Below are 18298 nucleotides of genomic sequence, written 5' to 3'. Positions count from 1 at the left end.
CGAGGAATCACGGGGCGTTACAGCCATGGACCGCGCCCCGCTGCAGTCGTGCCGACGGATTTACGCCAGCACCGCGACCGCTTTGATTTGTGCCCAGAGTTGCTGGCCAGGGTGGACGTTCAGGTGATCGCGGGAATAACGCGTGATCCGCGCCAGCAGCGGCGTACCGGCGGCGTCCAGGCGAATCAGCACATGGGCGGCGTTGTCGGCGTTCATTTCACTGACCACGGTGACCGGCAGGCGATTGAGAATGCTGCTTTGCCCGGCACTGTGCAGGTTCAGGCTGACATCCCGCGCCTGGACCTTGCAGCGCAGTGCCTGGCCTGTATCCATGGGCGTATGCGGTACCCGAATGTTGAGGCTGGTGCCGGGCAATTGCAGGCTCAGCAATTGGTAGTCGGCGTCATAGGCGCTGACACGACCTTCGATCACCACGCCGGCGTCGTCCCCCATGGCCAGAGGCAAGTCGAGGCGCGCCAGGGTCTGGCCGATCGGACCGCTGGCCAGTGCCTTGCCGTGGCTGAGCAACACGATATGGTCGGCCAGCCGCGCGACCTCATCCTGGGAGTGGCTGACGTATAGCACCGGAATGTCGAGTTCGTCGTGCAGCCGCTGCAAGTAAGGCAGGATTTCACTTTTGCGTTGGGCATCCAGCGCGGCGAGGGGCTCGTCCATCAACAACAGTTTCGGGCTGGTGAGCAAGGCGCGGGCGATGCCGACGCGCTGTCGCTCGCCGCCCGAAAGGTGTTGCGGGTGCCGGCCCAGCAAATGGCTGATGCCCAGTAATTCGCTGGCGTGGGCCATGTCGACCCGCCGCTGCGGCTTCGGGATGCGCTTGAGACCGAATTCCAGGTTGGCCAGCACCGACAGATGAGGAAACAGGCTGGCTTCCTGGAACACGTAGCCCAGCGTGCGTTTGTGCGGCGCGACGAAAACCTTGTTGTCGCTGTCTTGCCAGACTTCATCGTTGACCTGGATAAAACCCTGATCGGCCCGTTCCAGGCCGGCGATGCAGCGCAGGCAAGTGGTCTTGCCCGAACCGGAATGACCGTACAGTGCCGTGACGCCACGGCCCGGCAGTTGCAGGTCGACGTCCAGACCGAAGCCCGGGTAATCCAGTTTCAGGCGCATGTAAATCATTGCTCAGCTCCAGCCGGCTTTGGTTTTCCGGCTGGAATACAGCGCCAGCAAGACGACAAACGAGAACACCAGCATTGCCCCGGCCAGCCAATGGGCCTGGGCGTATTCCATGGCTTCGACGTGATCGTAGATCTGCACCGAGACCACGCGGGTCTTCTCGGGAATGTTGCCACCGATCATCAGCACGACGCCGAACTCGCCGACGGTGTGGGCGAAACCGAGAATGGCGGCGGTAATGAAACCGGGGCGGGCCAGGGGCAGGGTCACGCTGAAAAAGGTATCCCAGGGATTGGCCCGCAGCGTCGCGGCCACTTCGAGCGGACGCGTGCCAATGGTGGAAAAAGCGTTTTGCAGCGGCTGGACGACAAAGGGCATCGAATACAACACCGAACCGATGACCAGCCCTGCAAAACTGAAAGTGAGGGTGCCAAGACCGAGTGATTGGGTGAACTGGCCAATGAACCCGTGAGGGCCCAGCGCCAGCAACAGATAAAAACCGATCACGGTCGGTGGCAGCACCAGGGGCAGGGCGACAATCGCCCCGACCGGGCCGCGCCACCAGGAGCGGGTGCGCGAAAGCCATAACGCAATCGGAGTGCCGACAATCAGCAGGATGACGGTCGTCAGGGACGCCAGTTTCAGGGTCAGCCAGATGGCGGAAAAATCGGCACTCGATAGCGACATTTTAGATTTCGTAGCCGTAGGACTTGATGACAGCTGCCGCTTTCGGCCCCTTGAGGTAGTCAACCAATGCCTTGGCGGCCGGGTTGTCCTTGCCCTTGTTGAGGATCACGGCGTCCTGCTTGATCGGGTCGTGCAGGCTGGCCGGAACGATCCAGGCCGAACCGCTGGTGATCTTGCCATCCTTGTAGATCTGCGACAGCGCGACAAAACCCAGCTCGGCGTTGCCGGTGGAGACGAACTGATAGGCCTGGGTGATGTTCTGGCCTTCAACGATCTTGTCCTTGACCTTGTCGGTCAGACCTTCCTTGGCCAGCACCTGGGTCGCCGCCAGGCCGTAAGGCGCAGCCTTCGGGTTGGCGATGGACAGGTGCTGGTACTCGTTCTTTTTCAGCACATCGCCCTTGGCATCGACGTAGCCTTCCTTGGCCGACCACAGCGCCAGGGTGCCGACCGCGTAGGTGAAACGCGAACCCTTGACGGTGTCGCCTTCGGCCTCGAGTTTTTTCGGGGTGCTGTCGTCTGCCGAGAGGAACACTTCGAACGGCGCGCCGTTTTTGATCTGGGTGTAGAACTGGCCGGTGGCGCCAAAGGCGGTCACCAGTTTATGCCCGGTGTCCTTTTCGAAATCCGCGGCGATGGCCTGGATGGGCGCGGTGAAGTTGGCAGCGACAGCCACCTGGACTTCGTCCGCCTGGGCCGAGCCGAAAGCAAATACGGCGAGCAGGCTCGTGAGGCACGCAGGGGCAAAACGTGAGACGCGAATGGTCATGAAACGGCTCCGTTAAAGGCAATTGCAGCTAGGGTAAATCGTTATGTAGAGAAATATATAGCGAATTGCCTTTAAACGGAATGTGCTGTCACCAAAACTGTATACAATTTTAACGCAAATGATCCTCAGGGGCGACGCAGCAGTCTCGCCAGTCCTTCTTCAGCCAGTTTTCGAGTCAGTGCCTCGGTGGTCAGTTCAACGCCGAGAGTAAATGCCTGGCCGGCCCAGAGGTTGCTGAAGTCCGCTTCACCTTTGGCCCGCAACGGCATCAACGCGCCACCAGCCAGGGGGAAGGCCGGAGCCTTGGTGCTCATGGGCCCCAGTTCACGCATCACCCGGTTAAGGATGCCCCGGGCCGGGCGACCGGTGAACACGTTGGTCACCGCCGTCTCGCTTTCCTTGGCGGTGCGCAACGCTTTGTGATGGGACGGGCTGACCTTGGCCTCCGGGGTGAACAGGTACGCCGTGCCCACCTGCACCGCCGAAGCCCCCAGCATGAAGGCAGCGGCGACGCCTCGTGCATCAGCGATGCCGCCAGCGGCAATCACCGGCACTTTCACTGCATCGACGACTTGTGGCACCAGGGCGAAAGTCCCCACCTGGCTGCTCAGGTCATCGCTGAGAAACATCCCGCGATGGCCTCCCGCTTCATAGCCCATGGCAATGATTGCATCGCAGCCATTCTGCTCCAGCCACACGGCTTCTTCTACGGTGGTGGCCGAGGACAATACTTTTGCACCGGTGGCTTTGACCCGGTCGAGCAGGGATTTTTCCGGCAGGCCAAAGTGAAAACTCACCACCTCGGGGCGAAACTCTTCGATCACTCGGCAGGCCGCGTCATCGAACGGCGCCCGATTGGACACCGGGGTTGGCGCATCGAAATCGGCACCGAGTTCTTGGTAGTAGGGTTGCAGCAGGTTTTTCCAGTCCTGCGCGCGTTGCTCATCAGGGGCTGGAGTTTGATGACAGAAAAAATTGACGTTGATCGGGCGCTGGGTGTGTTGGCGGATCGTTTTCAGCTCTTCGCGCAGTTGATCGATGCTGAGCATCGCCGCTGGCATCGAACCGAGGCCGCCGGCATTGCAGGCTGCAATCACCATGGCCGAGTTGTTGGCTCCGGCCATCGGCGCCTGAATGATCGGCAGCTCGATCCCGAGCAGGTCAAGAATGCGGGTATCTGGCCATGGGGGCATGTGCTGTGTTCTCCGACGTTGAAGCAGGGCTGGGACGGTAGAACAGGATTTGTAACGCAACGATTGGCGCAAGGCCAGTCGTCTTTTCAGTTCGCCAGGCTTTCTTCGGCGCCCGACGGCTTGGCTGATTGGCTTAAAGTCGAGTACGACAATCTGCTGCCATGTGTTATTTCAAATGCACCACAACCCGACTGATTCCATTGAGAGGCCGTAATGTTCAAAGGTATTTTGATCGACAAAGACGACAGCGGTTACCGGGCGACACTGCAAGAGATCCAGGACGATCAGTTACCCGAGGGCGATGTCACGGTGCGTGTTGCCTACAGCACGCTGAACTTCAAGGATGGCCTGGCGATCACCGGCAGCAGTCCGGTGGTGCGCAAATTCCCGATGGTGCCGGGCATCGACCTGGCCGGTGTGGTCGAGGTCAGCGGGCATCCGGACTACAAGGTCGGTGACGCAGTCCTGCTCAATGGCTGGGGCGTAGGGGAAGGGCATTGGGGCGGCCTGGCGCAGAAGGCTCGCCTGAACGGTGACTGGCTGATCCCGTTGCCCAAGGCATTCACCGCCGCCCAGGCGATGGCCATCGGTACGGCGGGCTACACGGCCATGCTGAGCATCCTGGCTTTGGAACATAATGGTGTGACCCCCGGGCAGGGCGAAATCCTGGTGACCGGCGCCAACGGTGGCGTCGGCAGTTTCGCCATCGCGTTGTTGAGCAGGCTCGGCTACCGGGTGGTCGCGTCCACCGGACGTACCTCGGAGCACGACTACCTGAAGCAACTGGGCGCCAGCGAAATCATCGATCGTGCCACCTTGTCCGAACCGGGCAAACCCTTGGCCAAGGAGCGCTGGGCGGCCGTGATCGATTCGGTGGGCAGCCACACCCTGGCCAATGCGTGCGCCAGCACCAAGGCCAATGGCACCGTCGCGGCTTGTGGTTTGGCGCAGGGCATGGACTTTCCGGCGTCCGTTGCGCCGTTCATCCTGCGCGGTGTAACCCTGGCCGGCATCAACAGCGTGACCCAGCCCAAAGCCAAACGCGTGGAGGCCTGGAGTCGCCTGGCCAAGGACCTGGACTTCAACCTGTTGCCGTTGATCAGTCACGAAATCGGCTTGAGCGAAGCCATCGAGGCCGCGCCGCGCTTGCTTGCCGGGCAGTTGCGCGGGCGCGTGGTGGTGGACGTGAATCGCTGATTACTGCGATTCACGCTCCAGCAACTGGCGTTTGCGTTCGACACCCCAGCGATAGCCCGAGAGATTGCCATCGCTGCGCACCACGCGATGGCACGGGATCGCCACGGCCAGGTTGTTCGCGCCGCAGGCTTGAGCCACGGCGCGAACGGCTTTTGGCGAACCGATGTGTAACGCGACATCGGCGTAGCTCGCCGTGCTGCCAACGGGTATCTCCCGCAGCGCTTGCCAGACCCGTTCCTGGAACGCGGTGCCGCGCACGTCCAATGGCAGGTCCAGGCCAATCGCCGGGGCTTCAATAAAGCCGACGACCTTGGCAATCAACGCTTCGAACGCCTGATCGGCGCCAATCAAATTGGCTCGCCGAAACTTGTCTTGCAGATCACAGACCAGTTGGTGCGGATCATCACCGAGCAAAATTGCGCAAACCCCGCGTTCACTTTGCGCCACCAGAATCGCCCCCAGCGAACACTGGCCCACGGCAAAACGAATGTCGTTGTTTTGCCCGGCAGCGCGGTAGTCCCCGGGCTTCATTCCGAGCAGTTGGTCTGCCGCTTCATAAAACCGGCTATTGGAGTTGAAGCCGGCGTCATACAGGGCATCGGTCACCGAACCGCCGTCTGCCAGGCGCTCGCGCACCTTGCGTGAACGATGGGCATCGGCGTAGCCCTTGGGCGTCAGGCCGGTGACGGCTTTGAACACGCGATGGAAGTGGAAGCTGCTCAATCCCGCAGCCTCGGCCAGTTCGCCCAGGGTGGGCAGCGTTTCGGCGCTTTCAATCTGGCGGCAGGCAGCGGCCACGGTGGCGGCATGCTGCGCGGCGAGTTCGCTCTGATCCTTTGCCGCGCGCTTGCTCGGACGATATCCCGCGGCCCGGGCCTGTTCGGCGTTATCGAAGAATTCGACATTGTGTGGCTTGGGCAGACGCGCGAGGCTGCTGGGGTTGCAGTAGATGCCTGTGGTCTTCACGGCATAGACAAACTGCCCGTCAGCCTTGGGGTCGCGCGCGACCACGGCGGCCCAGCGCGGATCGTTTTCGATGGTGATCTTGGTCGATTGGGTTGTCATGGCGTCACGTCCTTTGAGGAGTTGCCTGCACATTAACCAGGGGGCAATTCCCACACACTCCGGCGCTTGCGGTCAAATTCGAAGTCTTCATCCGGCGGTGCGGAAGGTGAAGTTGATGCGTTGCTCGCCCAGTCTCGGGTGAAGGCCGTCCTTGATCGGCAACACGCCGTGATAACGCAGGCGATCCACGCCACCCCAGACCACGATGTCACCATGCAGCAGGGGGATGCGCTGGCTTTTGTCACTGCGTGCAAAGCCGCCGAACAGGAACATCGCCGGCAAGCCCAGCGATACCGAAACGATGGGGGCTGCGTAGGCCTGTTCGTCCTTGTCTTGATGCAATGACATTTTTGCCCCGGGGATGTAGCGGTTGATCAGGCAGGAATCAGGCACAAAGTCGCTGAAACCCGCAGCCTGCGCCGCCGCTTGTGCCAGTTGGAAAAACACCGCGGGCATCGTCGGCCAGGGCTGACCGGTCTGGGGATCGTGACGGGTGTAGCGGTATCCGTTGCGGTCCGTGGTCCAGCCGAATGTGCCGCAACTGCTCAGGGCGACCGACATGGTGAAGCCGCCGGGCGTGACCATCTGCCGAAACGGCGCAGCCAGCAGCACCGCCTCCAGGGCGGGCAGCAAACGCTCGAGCCAGGGCAGGGCGAAGCCTCTGAGCACCCAAGATTCTTCGCCGATCTGCTCGCGCCTGGGTTCTTGCTCGGGCTCTGCATCGGCAAACAGATCGAAAGTCAGCGGATTCATGGGCTCATGTCGCATCGTGAAAGATGATTCCAAGGGTATGCCGTTTGCCGCTGTGCAGGCGACTCACGCCGTGGCGCAGGGTCACGCGGTAGTAACCGCGAGTGCCTTTGACCGGCCGCTGGTTGACGGCAAAGATCAGCCCGTCACCTTTCTTCAGGTTGATGACCATCGGCCGTGACTGCATGCGCGGGCGTTGTTCGGTCATGACAAATTCGCCACCGCTGAAGTCTTGATCGGGGTCCGACAGCAGAATCGCCACTTGCAGCGGGAAAACATGCTCACCGTACAGATCCTGATGCAGGCAGTTGTAGTCCTGCGGACCATATTGCAGCAACAAGGGTGTCGGACGGTTCTGACCAGCGGCATGACAGCGCTCGAGGAAGGCAGAATGAGTGTCAGGAAAACGCTGAGGCAAACCCATTTGTTCATGCCAGCGATTGGCGATGGGCGCCAGGCGCGGGTAGAGCGCGCTGCGCAAGCGCGCCACAAGGTCCGGCAACGGGTAGCTGAAATACTTGTACTCGCCGCGGCCGAAGCCGTGACGAGCCATCACCACGTGCGAGCGAAAGGACTCGGTCCGGGGGTACAGGGCGCTGACCTGATCACAAGCCTTGTGGCTCAGCAGTGAAGGGATGACGGCGTAACCGTCCAGGTCAAGTTGCTGTTCCAGCCGGGGCCAGTCCAGCCGGTCCAGATAGTGCTCGCTCATTACCGGGCCTCTAGTGGTTGAGGTGGCCAGTCTGCAAGACTTGAATGCAGCAGGCACTCCGGCGCTTGCGGTCGAACTGCGAACGGGAGCCGACGTCCACTGTCGCTCCGGGTTGCGTTACAGCGCTTTGCTGACGCTGATTTCGCTGATGACGTCGTCCTGTCCATGAATGGCATCCAGCGCCGCTTTGGCTTCTTCTGCGGTGCCGTTTTCAAGCTGGGCAAACTCGAAGCGGCGCTCACCGTTGAGTTTGTATTTGATGACGTACTTGGTCGTTTGGGCCACGGTCGTATCTGCCTGTCTCGTGTTTCGGGTGTGCCGATCAGCTCAGTTTCGTGCTGGAACGGCGAATGATTTTGATCGAGTGCGTCAGGGTGGGCTTGCGCGTCACGCTGATAGCGCGGCGGTTGACGGTGTCGATCGTGATGTTCCAGAAACCGGTGCTGGGGGCGGTGATGCGCGCCGGAAACGTGTCGAATGCACCACCGTGATAGGTATGACGACCGCCATTCTTGAAGCTGCGGAAGTTGGCGTCGTTCATCAAACGGATGTTGCACATTTGGGAGCATTGAATGACGACGATGTCGTCTTCATTGAGGTGCTCGCGCTGATGGATAAATTTCATGGGGCGCCTCCAGAAGGGCTTTTTCTACAAAATCAAAACGATAGCATGGGCGATGGGCGCAGTTTATCAGCCCGAAGGCCTTATTATCCGGTCGCTTTGACAATTAAAAACGCTAATTTCACCTTTGATGAGCGATAAAGCAGTTTGCCTCGGAGAAAAAACGCATCTGCGTTGTCCGAGCCTCTTTATCGGAGGTTTTGTATGAAGTGGGGTTTGTGGGTTGTTTCGCTGGCGGCATTGGTGAGCGGTTGTGCGAATGTCTCTGACATCAACGAGTCACTGCCGACCATGAGCGTGATTTCTGGCAAGAACCCCCATGAATATGCGCAATGCCTCAGCGAAAAACTGGCCGACAGTCGTGGCGCCTTGCAAATCGAGCCGCACAAGGATGGCCTGCGTGTGATCGTGCCGCTCAAGTTTTCAACGGGGCCGTCAGCCATATTCGACATTGAAGAGCGCTCGGGTGGCAGCAGCATCAAGCTGCACGAGAGCATGTCCAATGTCCCGGTGCGTCCAAAGGATGTGCAGAAGGCTGCCACCGAGTGCATTTCCGGCTGATAAACTATCGACCCACAGCACCGATGCCGCCAAGGCCTGTTTTTGGCGGCATTGTCATTTCTGGAGTCGACTATGAAACGAGAGCAGGTCCGGGAGCGCCATGCAGAGGGACTTATCACGGCCACCCATGTGATCCAGAATCCGGCGGAGCTGGGGGAGTGGATCGTGTTTTTCAAGAAAAGCGCCGGGCGCAGCTATTTCCTGGTGGATGACAATGACGAAGTCGAGTCCTTTGGCAAACTCGACGAGTTGATCGAAACAGTACGCGGACTCGGGATCAAGTTCGCCGAAATTCATCTGTAGGGCCGAGCCCCTTATTTGCAGACCACCACGACGCTGCGGTTCTTGTAATTGCCGATATCGGCGCCGAGGGTTTTTTCACTGACCTTGAGCGCTGGCGTGCCGTCGGTGCCGACAATCCGGTAGCCGGTTCCTGCACAGGAGGCATCGGCCTTTTCGTAGCAGGCGGCCCAGGAATTGGCCTCTCCCGAGCAATCGATCGTCAGGCCCTGCTCTCCATTGCCCAGGTAGGTTTCTTCCGACGTTGCGCAGCCGCTCAGGGCCAATACCGCTAGCAAAGGCAAAATTTTATTCATAGTTTGATCATCGTCAGGGGGTGGGCTAAGGCTGAGACAGCGCCGGATTCAAAAGGTTATAGCCAAAGGCCACTTCTTTTTCGGTGTTTCGATCAAGATCAAAGGATCGCAGCCTTCGGCAGCTCCTACAGTGTTCCCCGGGATTCCGTGAAGCGCCATAAAAAAGCCCTGTGCTAAGACAGGGCTATTCGAGAGGGGGCGTCGATCAGCTCTTGTCCTTGCCGCGTCGCTTGGGTTCCGGGTGCTCAAGTTCCAGCACCGAGGCCACTTCGATTGCCAGGGCTTCGGAAGGGAAAGGCCCGGCGATATTTTCACCGGCGACACTGGCCACCCACCATTGACCGTCTTTCGCCTTGTTGATCAGGAATCCGTTGACGCTTTTTGCTTCCGACATCTATTTGCCTCGTTGTCTGGTTCAATCGCGTCATGATACCGGCAAACGCGCGCAACGGGTGCCGATGAGCGTATGGTGATCGGTTCCGGGCGTTAGAAAGCCGTGCATTTGCGCCAGTCTCTGCTATGCATAAGAGGCTGTGCAATCGCCTGTGCAACCTCACAGGGAACTATCCGCCAGAATAATTCTCTATGTTGGCATCAGTTAGCCAGCGCGGGGGCATTGTAAGGTGCACGCCGCCTGATTAGACTGCGCCGAAACTCGTACACACAGCCCTTTCAAGGACTTATATGATCAAGAAATGCTTGTTCCCAGCAGCCGGTTACGGTACTCGCTTCCTGCCAGCGACTAAAGCCATGCCCAAAGAAATGCTGCCGGTGGTGAACAAGCCACTGATCCAGTACGGCGTCGAAGAAGCACTGGATGCCGGCTTGACCGAAATCTCCATCGTCACCGGCCGCGGCAAGCGCGCCCTGGAAGACCACTTCGACATCAGCTACGAGCTGGAAAACCAGATCAAGGGCACCGACAAGGAAAAATACCTGGTCGGCATCCGCAAGCTGCTCGACGAATGCTCTTTCTCCTACACCCGTCAGACCGAAATGAAAGGCCTGGGCCACGCGATCCTCACCGGCCGCCCGCTGATCGGCGACGAGCCGTTCGCCGTGGTACTGGCGGATGACCTGTGCGTCAACCTCGAAGGCGACGGCGTGCTGACCCAGATGGTCAAGCTGTACAAGCAGTTCCGCTGCTCGATCGTGGCCATCCAGGAAGTCGATCCGCAAGAAACCAACAAGTACGGCGTGATCGCCGGCGAGATGATCCGTGACGACATCTACCGCGTACACAGCATGGTTGAAAAGCCAAAGCCGGAAGACGCACCGTCGAACCTGGCCATCATCGGCCGCTACATCCTGACCCCGGACATCTTCGACCTGATCGAACAAACCGAGCCAGGCAAGGGCGGTGAAATCCAGATCACCGACGCCCTGATGAAGCAGGCCCAGAACGGCTGCGTCATGGCCTACAAGTTCAAGGGCAAGCGTTTCGACTGCGGTGGCGCCGAAGGCTACATCGAAGCGACCAACTTCTGCTTCGAGAACTTCTACAAGACGGGCAAGGCTTACTGATAGCTGGCGTCCTGTTTGTATCGAAAAGCCACCTTCGGGTGGCTTTTTCATTTTCCGGCCTCATATCGTGTTCAGCACTTGCTCCACAAATGTCCGCAGGTATGCTGTTGGCCTGCCGAGGAGATTGAAAATGGCCTACGATTTTGACCTTTATGTGATTGGTGCCGGTTCCGGCGGTGTACGGGCTGCGCGGTTTGCCGCCGGGTTTGGCGCGAAAGTGGCGGTGGCCGAGAGTCGCTACCTGGGCGGTACCTGTGTGAACGTCGGCTGCGTGCCGAAAAAATTGCTGGTCTACGGTGCGCACTTCGCCGAGGACTTCGAGCAGGCATCCGGCTTTGGCTGGAGCCTGGATGAAGCGCAGTTCGATTGGGCGACGCTGATCGCCAACAAGGACCGCGAGATCAATCGCCTCAATGGCATTTATCGCAACCTGCTGGTCAACAGCGGCGTGACCTTGCATGAGGGGCACGCGAAGATCGTCGATCCGCATCAGGTCGAGATCAATGGCGAGCGCTTTACCGCCAGGAACATCCTGATCGCGACCGGCGGCTGGCCGCAGATTCCGGAAATTCCGGGGCACGAGCATGCCATCAGTTCCAACCAGGCATTCTTCCTCAAAGAACTACCCAAGCGGGTGCTGGTGGTCGGCGGTGGCTACATTGCGGTCGAATTCGCCGGGATCTTCCACGGTCTGGGCGCCGAGACCACGCTGCTGTACCGTGGCGAACTGTTCCTGCGCGGCTTTGACGTTTCCGTGCGCAAGCATTTGCAGGAAGAGTTGACCAAGCGTGGCATGGACCTGCAATTCAACGCGGACATCGAGCGCATCGACAAGCAGGCCGATGGCAGCCTGAAAGTCACGCTCAAGGACGGCCGCCAGCTGGAAGCCGATTGCGTGTTCTACGCCACCGGGCGTCGTCCGATGCTGGACAATCTCGGCCTGGAAAACACCGGGGTCAAACTCGACAAGAAAGGCTTTGTCGAGGTTGATGAGTTGTATCAGACCGCCGAGCCGTCGATCCTGGCGCTGGGCGATGTGATCGGCCGTGTTCAACTGACGCCGGTCGCGCTGGCTGAAGGCATGGCGGTTGCACGACGCCTGTTCAAGCCTGAGCAGTATCGTCCGGTGGATTACAAGATGATCCCGACGGCGGTGTTCAGTCTGCCGAACATCGGCACCGTCGGCTTGACCGAAGAAGAGGCTCGCGAAGCCGGCCACGACGTGCAGATCTTCGAAAGCCGCTTCCGGCCAATGAAGCTGACCTTGACAGAATGCCAGGAGCGCACGCTGATGAAGCTGGTGGTGGATGCCAAGACCGACAAGGTATTGGGTTGCCACATGGTCGGCCCGGAAGCCGGTGAAATCGTCCAGGGCCTGGCGATTGCCTTGAAAGCCGGCGCCACCAAGCGCGACTTCGACGAAACCATCGGCGTGCACCCGACGGCCGCCGAAGAGTTCGTCACCATGCGCACGCCGGTCGCCGGTTAATCGTCCTTCGCTGCGTCTGCCGCTGCCGCAAGGGTCGCGGCCAGACGTACGCGTTCTTCCAGTTCCGTCCGGGTCCTGGTCAGTTCAATTTCCAGTGACTTGTTGAGCTGTGACTGCTCATCGACGTTCTGTTTGAGTGCCTGGCTTTCCAGCAGGGCGACGCGCAGGCGTTCCTGGAGGAGGGTGCGCTCGCCGTCGACACGGGTAGCCTGATCCAGCAACTGATCCTGACGGGTATTGCTTTGCTTGAGCTGTTCCTGCAGCAGGCTCAGCTCGCGCAGTGTGCCGCGGTTTTCAGTCAGCAAGCGTTCGTTGTCGCGGTGCAACTGGGTGATTTCATCCTGGCGTACCAGGGCGCTTTGTTGTGCCTGGCGCAGTTCCATCTGTAGCTGTTGCACCTGGCCTTCGTGGCGACTCATTTCCTGTTCGCGCTGTTCCTTGACCGCATTGCGGTAGTGCTCCAGCGCGTCGCGGGTGTGCAGGTGCTTTTCCTCAAGGGAGCGGATCTGCTCGTCCTTGTCTTTCAAGCGCAATTCGAAATCGGCCAGCGCCTGGTTCATCCCGGCGTTACGGGTTTGCTCCGTTTGCAGCGTGGCGCGGGTTTCTTGCAGGGCCTCGGATTCCTGAGTCAGTGCCAGGCTCTGGAACTCGTATTGCTGATGCAGTTCGCTGTTGGCCTCTTGCGCTTCACCGAGCTGGTTTTCCAGCGCCTTGCGTTGTTCCTCGTACTGCGTGCGCGCCTGGTCGATGGGTTCCTGCGCCTGCTCCTTGAGTCTTTGGGCGAGCCGCGCCACCAGCGCCATCAGTTCGTCGTCAATCGGTTCCGCTGGCGCTTCGACCGTCTCGTTCCTGTCATCGAGCTCTTTGAGGTAGCGATGAATCGTGGTTTTCGAGCCAGTATTGCCCATTTCGATCCGTACGGCATCGATGCTGGGGTTTTCGCCACGGGCGAGGATCGCCAACCGAGCGGCTTGCACCACCGCTTTATTTACACCGCCGCGTGCCATGAGATCTCCCGGGTTTTGTTGATGTGGTACGTACCACGAAAATACGCATTGTACCATTCAATTGATAAAGTTAAATGCTGAATGTATTTAGCACGGGATATACTGGTATTACCCCGTGTGATGGCAATTTTGAGGTATTCCTCGCGCTATTTCCGTACACAAACCCTTGTAGGAGTGAGCTTGCTCGCGATAAACACGAGACCGCCGCGGGGCACCTGCCTACCAGCGTCATCGTTAACGATCATCGCGAGCGAGCTCGCTCCTACAGTCAGTCGGTTAAAACAGGTTCATGCCCTATGAGCGATCTGGATCGCTATCTGCAAGCCGCGACTCGCGACAACACCCGTCGCAGCTATCGGGCGGCCATCGAACACTTCGAAGTCACCTGGGGCGGTTTTCTGCCGGCAACCGGCGACAGCGTGGCGCGCTACCTGGTGGCGCATGCCGGGGTGCTGTCGATCAATACGCTGAAGCTGCGCTTGTCGGCCTTGGCGCAGTGGCACAACAGCCAGGGTTTTGCCGACCCCACCAAGGCGCCGGTGGTGCGCAAGGTGTTCAAGGGCATCCGCGCGCTGCACCCCGCCCAGGAAAAACAGGCCGAACCTTTGCAGCTTCAGCATCTGGAGCAGGTGGTCAGTCGTCTGGAGCTGGAAGTGCAAATCGCAAAGGCCGAAGGCGACCGACCGGGGTTGTTGCGGGCCCGGCGCGACATGGCGTTGATCCTGCTGGGCTTCTGGCGCGGCTTTCGCAGCGACGAGTTGTGCAGGCTGCAGGTGGAACACGTGCAGGCCAGCGCCGGTTCCGGCATCAGCCTCTATCTGCCGCGCAGCAAGAGTGATCGCGACAACCTCGGCAAGACTTATCAGACGCCGGCCTTGCAGCGTTTGTGTCCGGTGCAGGCTTACATCGACTGGATCACCGAAGCGGCACTGGTGCGTGGGCCGGTGTTTCGTGGCATCGATCGCTGGGGGCATCTGGGTGAGGAGGGGTTGCACGCCAACAGCGTGATTCCCTTGTTGCGCCAGGCGCTGGAACGCGCAGGCATTGCCGGCGAACTCTACACCAGCCATTCCTTGCGCCGCGGCTTTGCGACCTGGGCGCATCAAAGTGGCTGGGATCTGAAGTCGCTGATGAGTTATGTGGGCTGGAAGGACATGAAGTCGGCCATGCGCTACATCGAAGCCAGCCCGTTCCTCGGGATGGCGCGCCTTACGGAAAAGCAGATCGAGTCCTAGAGATCGTTTTCTTCTATAAATAGAGCCGGCTAATAGCGAAAGCCAATCAGCAGCATCAGGTTTGCCAATGAGCCTTCCGTTCGTCGAGTGGGTAAAGTTCTCTCCATCAACTTCTTAACCCCTGACGGAGAGTCAACGATGCCTATCATCAACAGCCAAGTTAAACCGTTCAAAGCTGACGCATTCAAAAATGGCGACTTCGTAAAAGTCTCGGACGCTGACCTGAAAGGCAAGTGGTCTGTCGTGTTCTTCTACCCGGCCGACTTCACCTTCGTCTGCCCGACCGAGCTGGAAGACCTGGCTGACAACTACGACGCCTTCCAGAAGCTGGGCGTCGAGATCTACAGCGTTTCCACCGACACCCACTTTGCCCACGCTGCCTGGCACAACACTTCGCCAGCCATCGGCAAGATCCAGTACACCATGATCGGCGACCCGACCCACGCCATCTCCCGCAACTTCGACGTGCTGATCGAAGAAGCAGGCCTGGCTGACCGTGGCACCTTCGTGATCAACCCGGAAGGCCAGATCAAGATCGTTGAACTGAACGACGGCGGTGTAGGCCGTGACGCTTCCGAGCTGCTGCGCAAGATCAAGGCAGCCCAGTACGTCGCCGCTCACCCGGGCCAGGTTTGCCCTGCCAAGTGGAAAGAAGGCGAGGCCACTCTGGCGCCGTCCCTGGACCTGGTCGGCAAGATCTAAGTCTGTGACGCGCTTCATCAGGGCGGACTTCCGCACCTTCTAAGCAAGCTGCACCGCCCAATAAAAACGCTCGGGCGAGATTCGCTCGGGCGTTTTTTATGTCTTCGCAAAAGCAAAAAGGAAATCGCCCGTATGTTGGACACCAATCTTAAAGCCCAGTTGAAATCGTACCTGGAACGGGTCACCCAGCCGATCGAGATCGTTGCTTCCCTCGACGACGGTGCGAAATCCCAGGAAATGCTCGAACTGTTGAAAGACGTTGCCAGTCTTTCCACCCAGATTACGTTGCTCGACAACGGTGATGATGCACGCAAGCCATCGTTCTCGATCAATCGCCCGGGAGCCGACATCAGCCTGCGTTTTGCCGGCATCCCGATGGGCCATGAATTCACTTCGCTGGTGCTGGCCTTGCTGCAAGTTGGCGGTCATCCGTCCAAAGCCAGTGTCGAAGTCATTGAACAGATTCGCTCGCTCAAAGGCGAGTTCAACTTCGAGACTTACTTCTCGCTGTCGTGCCAGAACTGCCCGGACGTGGTCCAGGCGCTGAACCTGATGGCGGTACTGAACCCGAACATTCGCCACGTCGCCATCGACGGCGCGCTGTTCCAGGCTGAAGTCGATGAGCGCCAGATCATGGCCGTGCCCAGCATCTACCTGAACGGCGTGAACTTCGGTCAGGGCCGCATGGGCCTGGAAGAAATCCTCGCGAAGATCGACACCAGTGGCATTGAACGCCAGGCCGAGAAAATCAGCGCCAAGGAAGCCTTTGACGTGTTGGTGGTCGGCGGTGGCCCGGCCGGTGCTTCGGCTGCCATCTATGCGGCGCGTAAAGGCATTCGCACTGGCGTCGCGGCCGAGCGTTTTGGTGGTCAGGTGCTGGACACCATGGCCATCGAGAACTTCATCTCGGTGCAGGAAACCGAAGGGCCGAAACTGGCCGTGGCCCTGGAAGAACACGTCAAGCAGTACGACGTCGACATCATGAATCTGCAGCGTGCCGACAAACTGGTGCCCGGCAAAAATGGCGAGTTGCACCAGATTCACTTCGCCAGCGGCGCATCGCTCAAAGCCAAGACCGTGATTCTGGCAACTGGAGCGCGGTGGCGTGAAATGAACGTCCCGGGCGAGCAGCAATACCGCAACAAAGGCGTGGCGTACTGCCCGCACTGCGACGGCCCGCTGTTCAAGGGCAAGCGCGTGGCAGTGATTGGCGGCGGTAACTCCGGCGTCGAGGCGGCCATCGACCTGGCGGGTATCGTGTCCCACGTCACGCTGCTGGAGTTCGATGTTCAGTTGCGCGCCGATGCGGTGTTGCAGCGCAAGTTGCACAGCCTGCCGAACGTCACCGTGATCACCAGTGCGCAAACCACTGAAGTCACCGGCGACGGTCAGAAGGTCAACGGCCTGCGCTACAAGGATCGCCAGAGCGACGAAGTGCGCAGCGTGGAGCTGGAAGGGATCTTTGTGCAGATCGGTTTGCTGCCCAACACCGATTGGCTCAAGGGCACCATCGAGCTGTCACCCCGTGGCGAGATCATTGTCGATGCTCGCGGTGAAACGTCGGTGCCGGGTGTGTTCGCCGCCGGCGACGTGACCACTGTGCCGTACAAGCAGATCGTGATCGCGGTGGGCGAGGGCGCCAAGGCTTCGCTAAGCGCCTTCGATCACCTGATCCGCACGTCCGCCCCGGCATAAAACCCGGCGCTGAAAACACAAAACCCCATGAGCGATCATGGGGTTTTTTGTGTCTTGCACATTACCGATGTGGGAGCGGGCTGAATGATCTCGACCCAGTAGGCGTCCGGGTCCTTGATGAATGCCAGGCTCTTCATGCGGCCATCGCTCAGGCGTTTCTGGAAATCGCAGCCCAGCGCTTCAAAGCGCTCGCAGGCGGCGACGATGTCCGGCACCGAAATGCAGATATGGCCGAAACCGCGCGGATCGGTGTTGCCATTGTGGTAGGCGAAATCCGCATCGTTCTCGGTGCCATGGTTGTGGGTCAACTCCAGAATGCCGGGGATCGATTTCATCCACTCGGTGCGCGCGGCGGCATCGGCGGGGATCTGGTTTTTGTCGACCAGCGCCAGGAAATACAGGCTGAACTCGGCTTCCGGGAAGTCGCGTTTTTCCACCAGGGTAAAACCCAGGATGCGTGTGTAGAAGTCCAGGGACCTGGTGATGTCCTTGACCCGCAGCATGGTGTGGTTGAAGACAAATTTCTGCGTAGCGGTGTCCGGCTGGGCGGTGACGCCGGGGAAGGTGTTCAATTCGTGCAGGCTCATGGGCCCTCCGGGAAATATGTGGGCTAACGAATGGTGACAATGATACGCAAGGGTTCGGACATCACCAAACCCAAACAGTCGGCTATTGCCTGACAGCCGGCCTGGGCCCAGACTTTACGGCTTGATCCGTGAGTGCCGATTGCAATGATTCGATTCCGTAACCTGCTGTTTATCCTGCTGGGCGTGTTTTCGCTGGCGGGCGCTGCGCGTGCCGATGCGCCAGTCGTGACCTGGCCGCAAGGCTGGCAGATCGAAGACGTCCCAGACTCAGCGTCGGGCGTCAGTCGCCAGCGGGCGGTGAAAAATGATCAGGATGGATCGCCGCTCCTGGTGATGGAGCTGACCATGAGCCCGGTGCAAAGCGATCATCAGGTAAACCTCGAAGGCGTATTGCTGGAGATGCGAAAGTCAGTTCAAAAAGACTTCTTTCAGGGTGGTTATCAAAGTGTTTGCACGCGAATTCATTCGACTACCTTGAGTCGATTGGCCGCGCTGGAAACAACCTGCACCGTCACGCAAAACGGCCGCCATGTGCTTTCGCAAACATTGGTGGCTGCGGTGGATGCGGATAAGGCCTATGTTTTTTCCTACGCAGGGCAGGCCGAGGCTTATAAGGCGAGCCAGGATGAAATAGACGCTGCCCGTAACAGCTTGAAACTTTAGTTGGCGACAGTGCTTTTTCGATGCATGAAAAAAATTTTAGATATCCAAATGGATTAAGCACAAAGTAGTTGGCGGTCAGGTAGTTGTCTTGTGCTCGCCGCGGGCAT

Annotated in this window: 22 protein-coding genes; 9 read left to right on the top strand and 13 right to left on the bottom strand. The window is 59.4% G+C overall.

Annotated features, from left to right (window positions below; translation table 11 throughout):
* Window positions 1–60: 60 nt before the first annotated feature.
* From modC to KW838_RS00835, 4 genes are all read right to left on the bottom strand, one after another.
* Window positions 61–1140, bottom strand: a complete 1080-nt coding sequence (gene modC / locus KW838_RS00850) for a molybdenum ABC transporter ATP-binding protein (protein ID WP_218500048.1) — start codon at window positions 1138–1140, stop codon at window positions 61–63.
* Window positions 1141–1143: 3 nt separating this feature from the next.
* Window positions 1144–1824, bottom strand: coding sequence for a molybdate ABC transporter permease subunit (modB, locus tag KW838_RS00845; RefSeq protein ID WP_218500047.1), 681 nt, complete (start codon window positions 1822–1824; stop codon window positions 1144–1146).
* Window position 1825: 1 nt separating this feature from the next.
* Entirely contained in the window at window positions 1826–2593 is a 768-nt protein-coding gene (modA, locus tag KW838_RS00840) for a molybdate ABC transporter substrate-binding protein (protein ID WP_102702157.1), read from the bottom strand.
* Between the two features lie 125 nt (window positions 2594–2718).
* Entirely contained in the window at window positions 2719–3786 is a 1068-nt protein-coding gene (locus tag KW838_RS00835) for a nitronate monooxygenase family protein (RefSeq protein WP_218500046.1), read from the bottom strand.
* 213 nt (window positions 3787–3999) lie between these two features.
* Between KW838_RS00835 and KW838_RS00830 the strand changes: the two genes are divergently transcribed.
* Window positions 4000–4983 carry an MDR family oxidoreductase gene (locus KW838_RS00830; protein ID WP_218500045.1) on the top strand — a complete coding sequence of 328 codons (984 nt, stop codon included), beginning with the start codon at window positions 4000–4002 and terminating at the stop codon, window positions 4981–4983.
* Here the strand turns inward: KW838_RS00830 and ada are convergent, their stop codons facing one another.
* From ada to KW838_RS00805, 5 genes are all read right to left on the bottom strand, one after another.
* Complete coding sequence (gene ada, locus KW838_RS00825; protein WP_218500044.1) at window positions 4984–6048, bottom strand: bifunctional DNA-binding transcriptional regulator/O6-methylguanine-DNA methyltransferase Ada; 1065 nt, start codon at window positions 6046–6048, stop codon at window positions 4984–4986.
* A gap of 87 nt (window positions 6049–6135) precedes the next feature.
* Window positions 6136–6816, bottom strand: coding sequence for a DNA oxidative demethylase AlkB (gene alkB / locus KW838_RS00820; protein ID WP_218500043.1), 681 nt, complete (start codon window positions 6814–6816; stop codon window positions 6136–6138).
* Window positions 6806–7510: a 2OG-Fe(II) oxygenase gene (locus KW838_RS00815; protein WP_218500042.1), complete on the bottom strand. Its 705-nt coding sequence runs from the start codon at window positions 7508–7510 to the stop codon at window positions 6806–6808. The genes alkB and KW838_RS00815 overlap by 11 nt, the downstream gene beginning before the upstream one ends.
* A gap of 117 nt (window positions 7511–7627) precedes the next feature.
* The gene (locus tag KW838_RS00810) at window positions 7628–7795 is read right to left on the bottom strand and encodes a hypothetical protein (RefSeq protein WP_007985513.1); all 168 of its coding nucleotides are present in this window, start codon (window positions 7793–7795) and stop codon (window positions 7628–7630) included.
* Between the two features lie 37 nt (window positions 7796–7832).
* Window positions 7833–8135, bottom strand: coding sequence for a DUF1883 domain-containing protein (locus KW838_RS00805; RefSeq protein ID WP_007912251.1), 303 nt, complete (start codon window positions 8133–8135; stop codon window positions 7833–7835).
* 201 nt (window positions 8136–8336) lie between these two features.
* Between KW838_RS00805 and KW838_RS00800 the strand changes: the two genes are divergently transcribed.
* Together KW838_RS00800 and KW838_RS00795 are read left to right on the top strand one after the other, a co-directional pair.
* Entirely contained in the window at window positions 8337–8693 is a 357-nt protein-coding gene (locus tag KW838_RS00800; protein ID WP_102702151.1) for a hypothetical protein, read from the top strand.
* A gap of 72 nt (window positions 8694–8765) precedes the next feature.
* Complete coding sequence (locus KW838_RS00795) at window positions 8766–8996, top strand: hypothetical protein (protein WP_102702150.1); 231 nt, start codon at window positions 8766–8768, stop codon at window positions 8994–8996.
* Between the two features lie 11 nt (window positions 8997–9007).
* Here KW838_RS00795 and KW838_RS00790 read toward each other — a convergent pair whose 3' ends face one another.
* Complete coding sequence (locus KW838_RS00790) at window positions 9008–9289, bottom strand: hypothetical protein (protein ID WP_015094930.1); 282 nt, start codon at window positions 9287–9289, stop codon at window positions 9008–9010.
* Window positions 9290–9494: 205 nt separating this feature from the next.
* A complete protein-coding gene (locus KW838_RS00785; protein WP_102702149.1) occupies window positions 9495–9683 on the bottom strand; it encodes a hypothetical protein in 189 nt (62 codons plus the stop codon).
* A 290-nt stretch (window positions 9684–9973) separates the two neighbouring features.
* Here KW838_RS00785 and galU point away from each other — a divergent pair, with 290 nt between their 5' ends.
* The gene (gene galU / locus KW838_RS00780; RefSeq protein WP_102702148.1) at window positions 9974–10813 is read left to right on the top strand and encodes a UTP--glucose-1-phosphate uridylyltransferase GalU; all 840 of its coding nucleotides are present in this window, start codon (window positions 9974–9976) and stop codon (window positions 10811–10813) included.
* Window positions 10814–10943: 130 nt separating this feature from the next.
* Entirely contained in the window at window positions 10944–12302 is a 1359-nt protein-coding gene (gene gorA, locus KW838_RS00775; RefSeq protein WP_102702147.1) for a glutathione-disulfide reductase, read from the top strand.
* On the opposite strand, the gene KW838_RS00770 is transcribed toward gorA, so the two are convergent.
* Window positions 12299–13309, bottom strand: coding sequence for a DNA-binding protein (locus tag KW838_RS00770; protein WP_218500041.1), 1011 nt, complete (start codon window positions 13307–13309; stop codon window positions 12299–12301). The genes gorA and KW838_RS00770 overlap by 4 nt on opposite strands.
* 296 nt (window positions 13310–13605) lie before the next feature.
* Here KW838_RS00770 and KW838_RS00765 point away from each other — a divergent pair, with 296 nt between their 5' ends.
* From KW838_RS00765 to ahpF, 3 genes are all read left to right on the top strand, one after another.
* Complete coding sequence (locus KW838_RS00765) at window positions 13606–14544, top strand: site-specific integrase (RefSeq protein WP_218500040.1); 939 nt, start codon at window positions 13606–13608, stop codon at window positions 14542–14544.
* A 138-nt stretch (window positions 14545–14682) separates the two neighbouring features.
* Window positions 14683–15246: an alkyl hydroperoxide reductase subunit C gene (gene ahpC, locus KW838_RS00760; RefSeq protein ID WP_007975937.1), complete on the top strand. Its 564-nt coding sequence runs from the start codon at window positions 14683–14685 to the stop codon at window positions 15244–15246.
* Window positions 15247–15378: 132 nt separating this feature from the next.
* Entirely contained in the window at window positions 15379–16941 is a 1563-nt protein-coding gene (gene ahpF, locus KW838_RS00755) for an alkyl hydroperoxide reductase subunit F (RefSeq protein ID WP_218500039.1), read from the top strand.
* 35 nt (window positions 16942–16976) lie between these two features.
* Here ahpF and gloA read toward each other — a convergent pair whose 3' ends face one another.
* Window positions 16977–17528, bottom strand: coding sequence for a lactoylglutathione lyase (gloA, locus tag KW838_RS00750; protein ID WP_218500038.1), 552 nt, complete (start codon window positions 17526–17528; stop codon window positions 16977–16979).
* Window positions 17529–17672: 144 nt separating this feature from the next.
* Between gloA and KW838_RS00745 the strand changes: the two genes are divergently transcribed.
* The gene (locus KW838_RS00745; protein ID WP_102702141.1) at window positions 17673–18191 is read left to right on the top strand and encodes a DUF4946 domain-containing protein; all 519 of its coding nucleotides are present in this window, start codon (window positions 17673–17675) and stop codon (window positions 18189–18191) included.
* Window positions 18192–18298: the final 107 nt, after the last annotated feature.

It is taken from the genome of Pseudomonas sp. PDM27 (assembly GCF_019219205.1).
Classification (GTDB): Bacteria; Pseudomonadota; Gammaproteobacteria; order Pseudomonadales; family Pseudomonadaceae; genus Aquipseudomonas; species Aquipseudomonas laurylsulfatiphila.
Note: the sequence above shows the minus strand (reverse complement) of the source record. Positions and strands in the feature narration are given on the sequence as shown.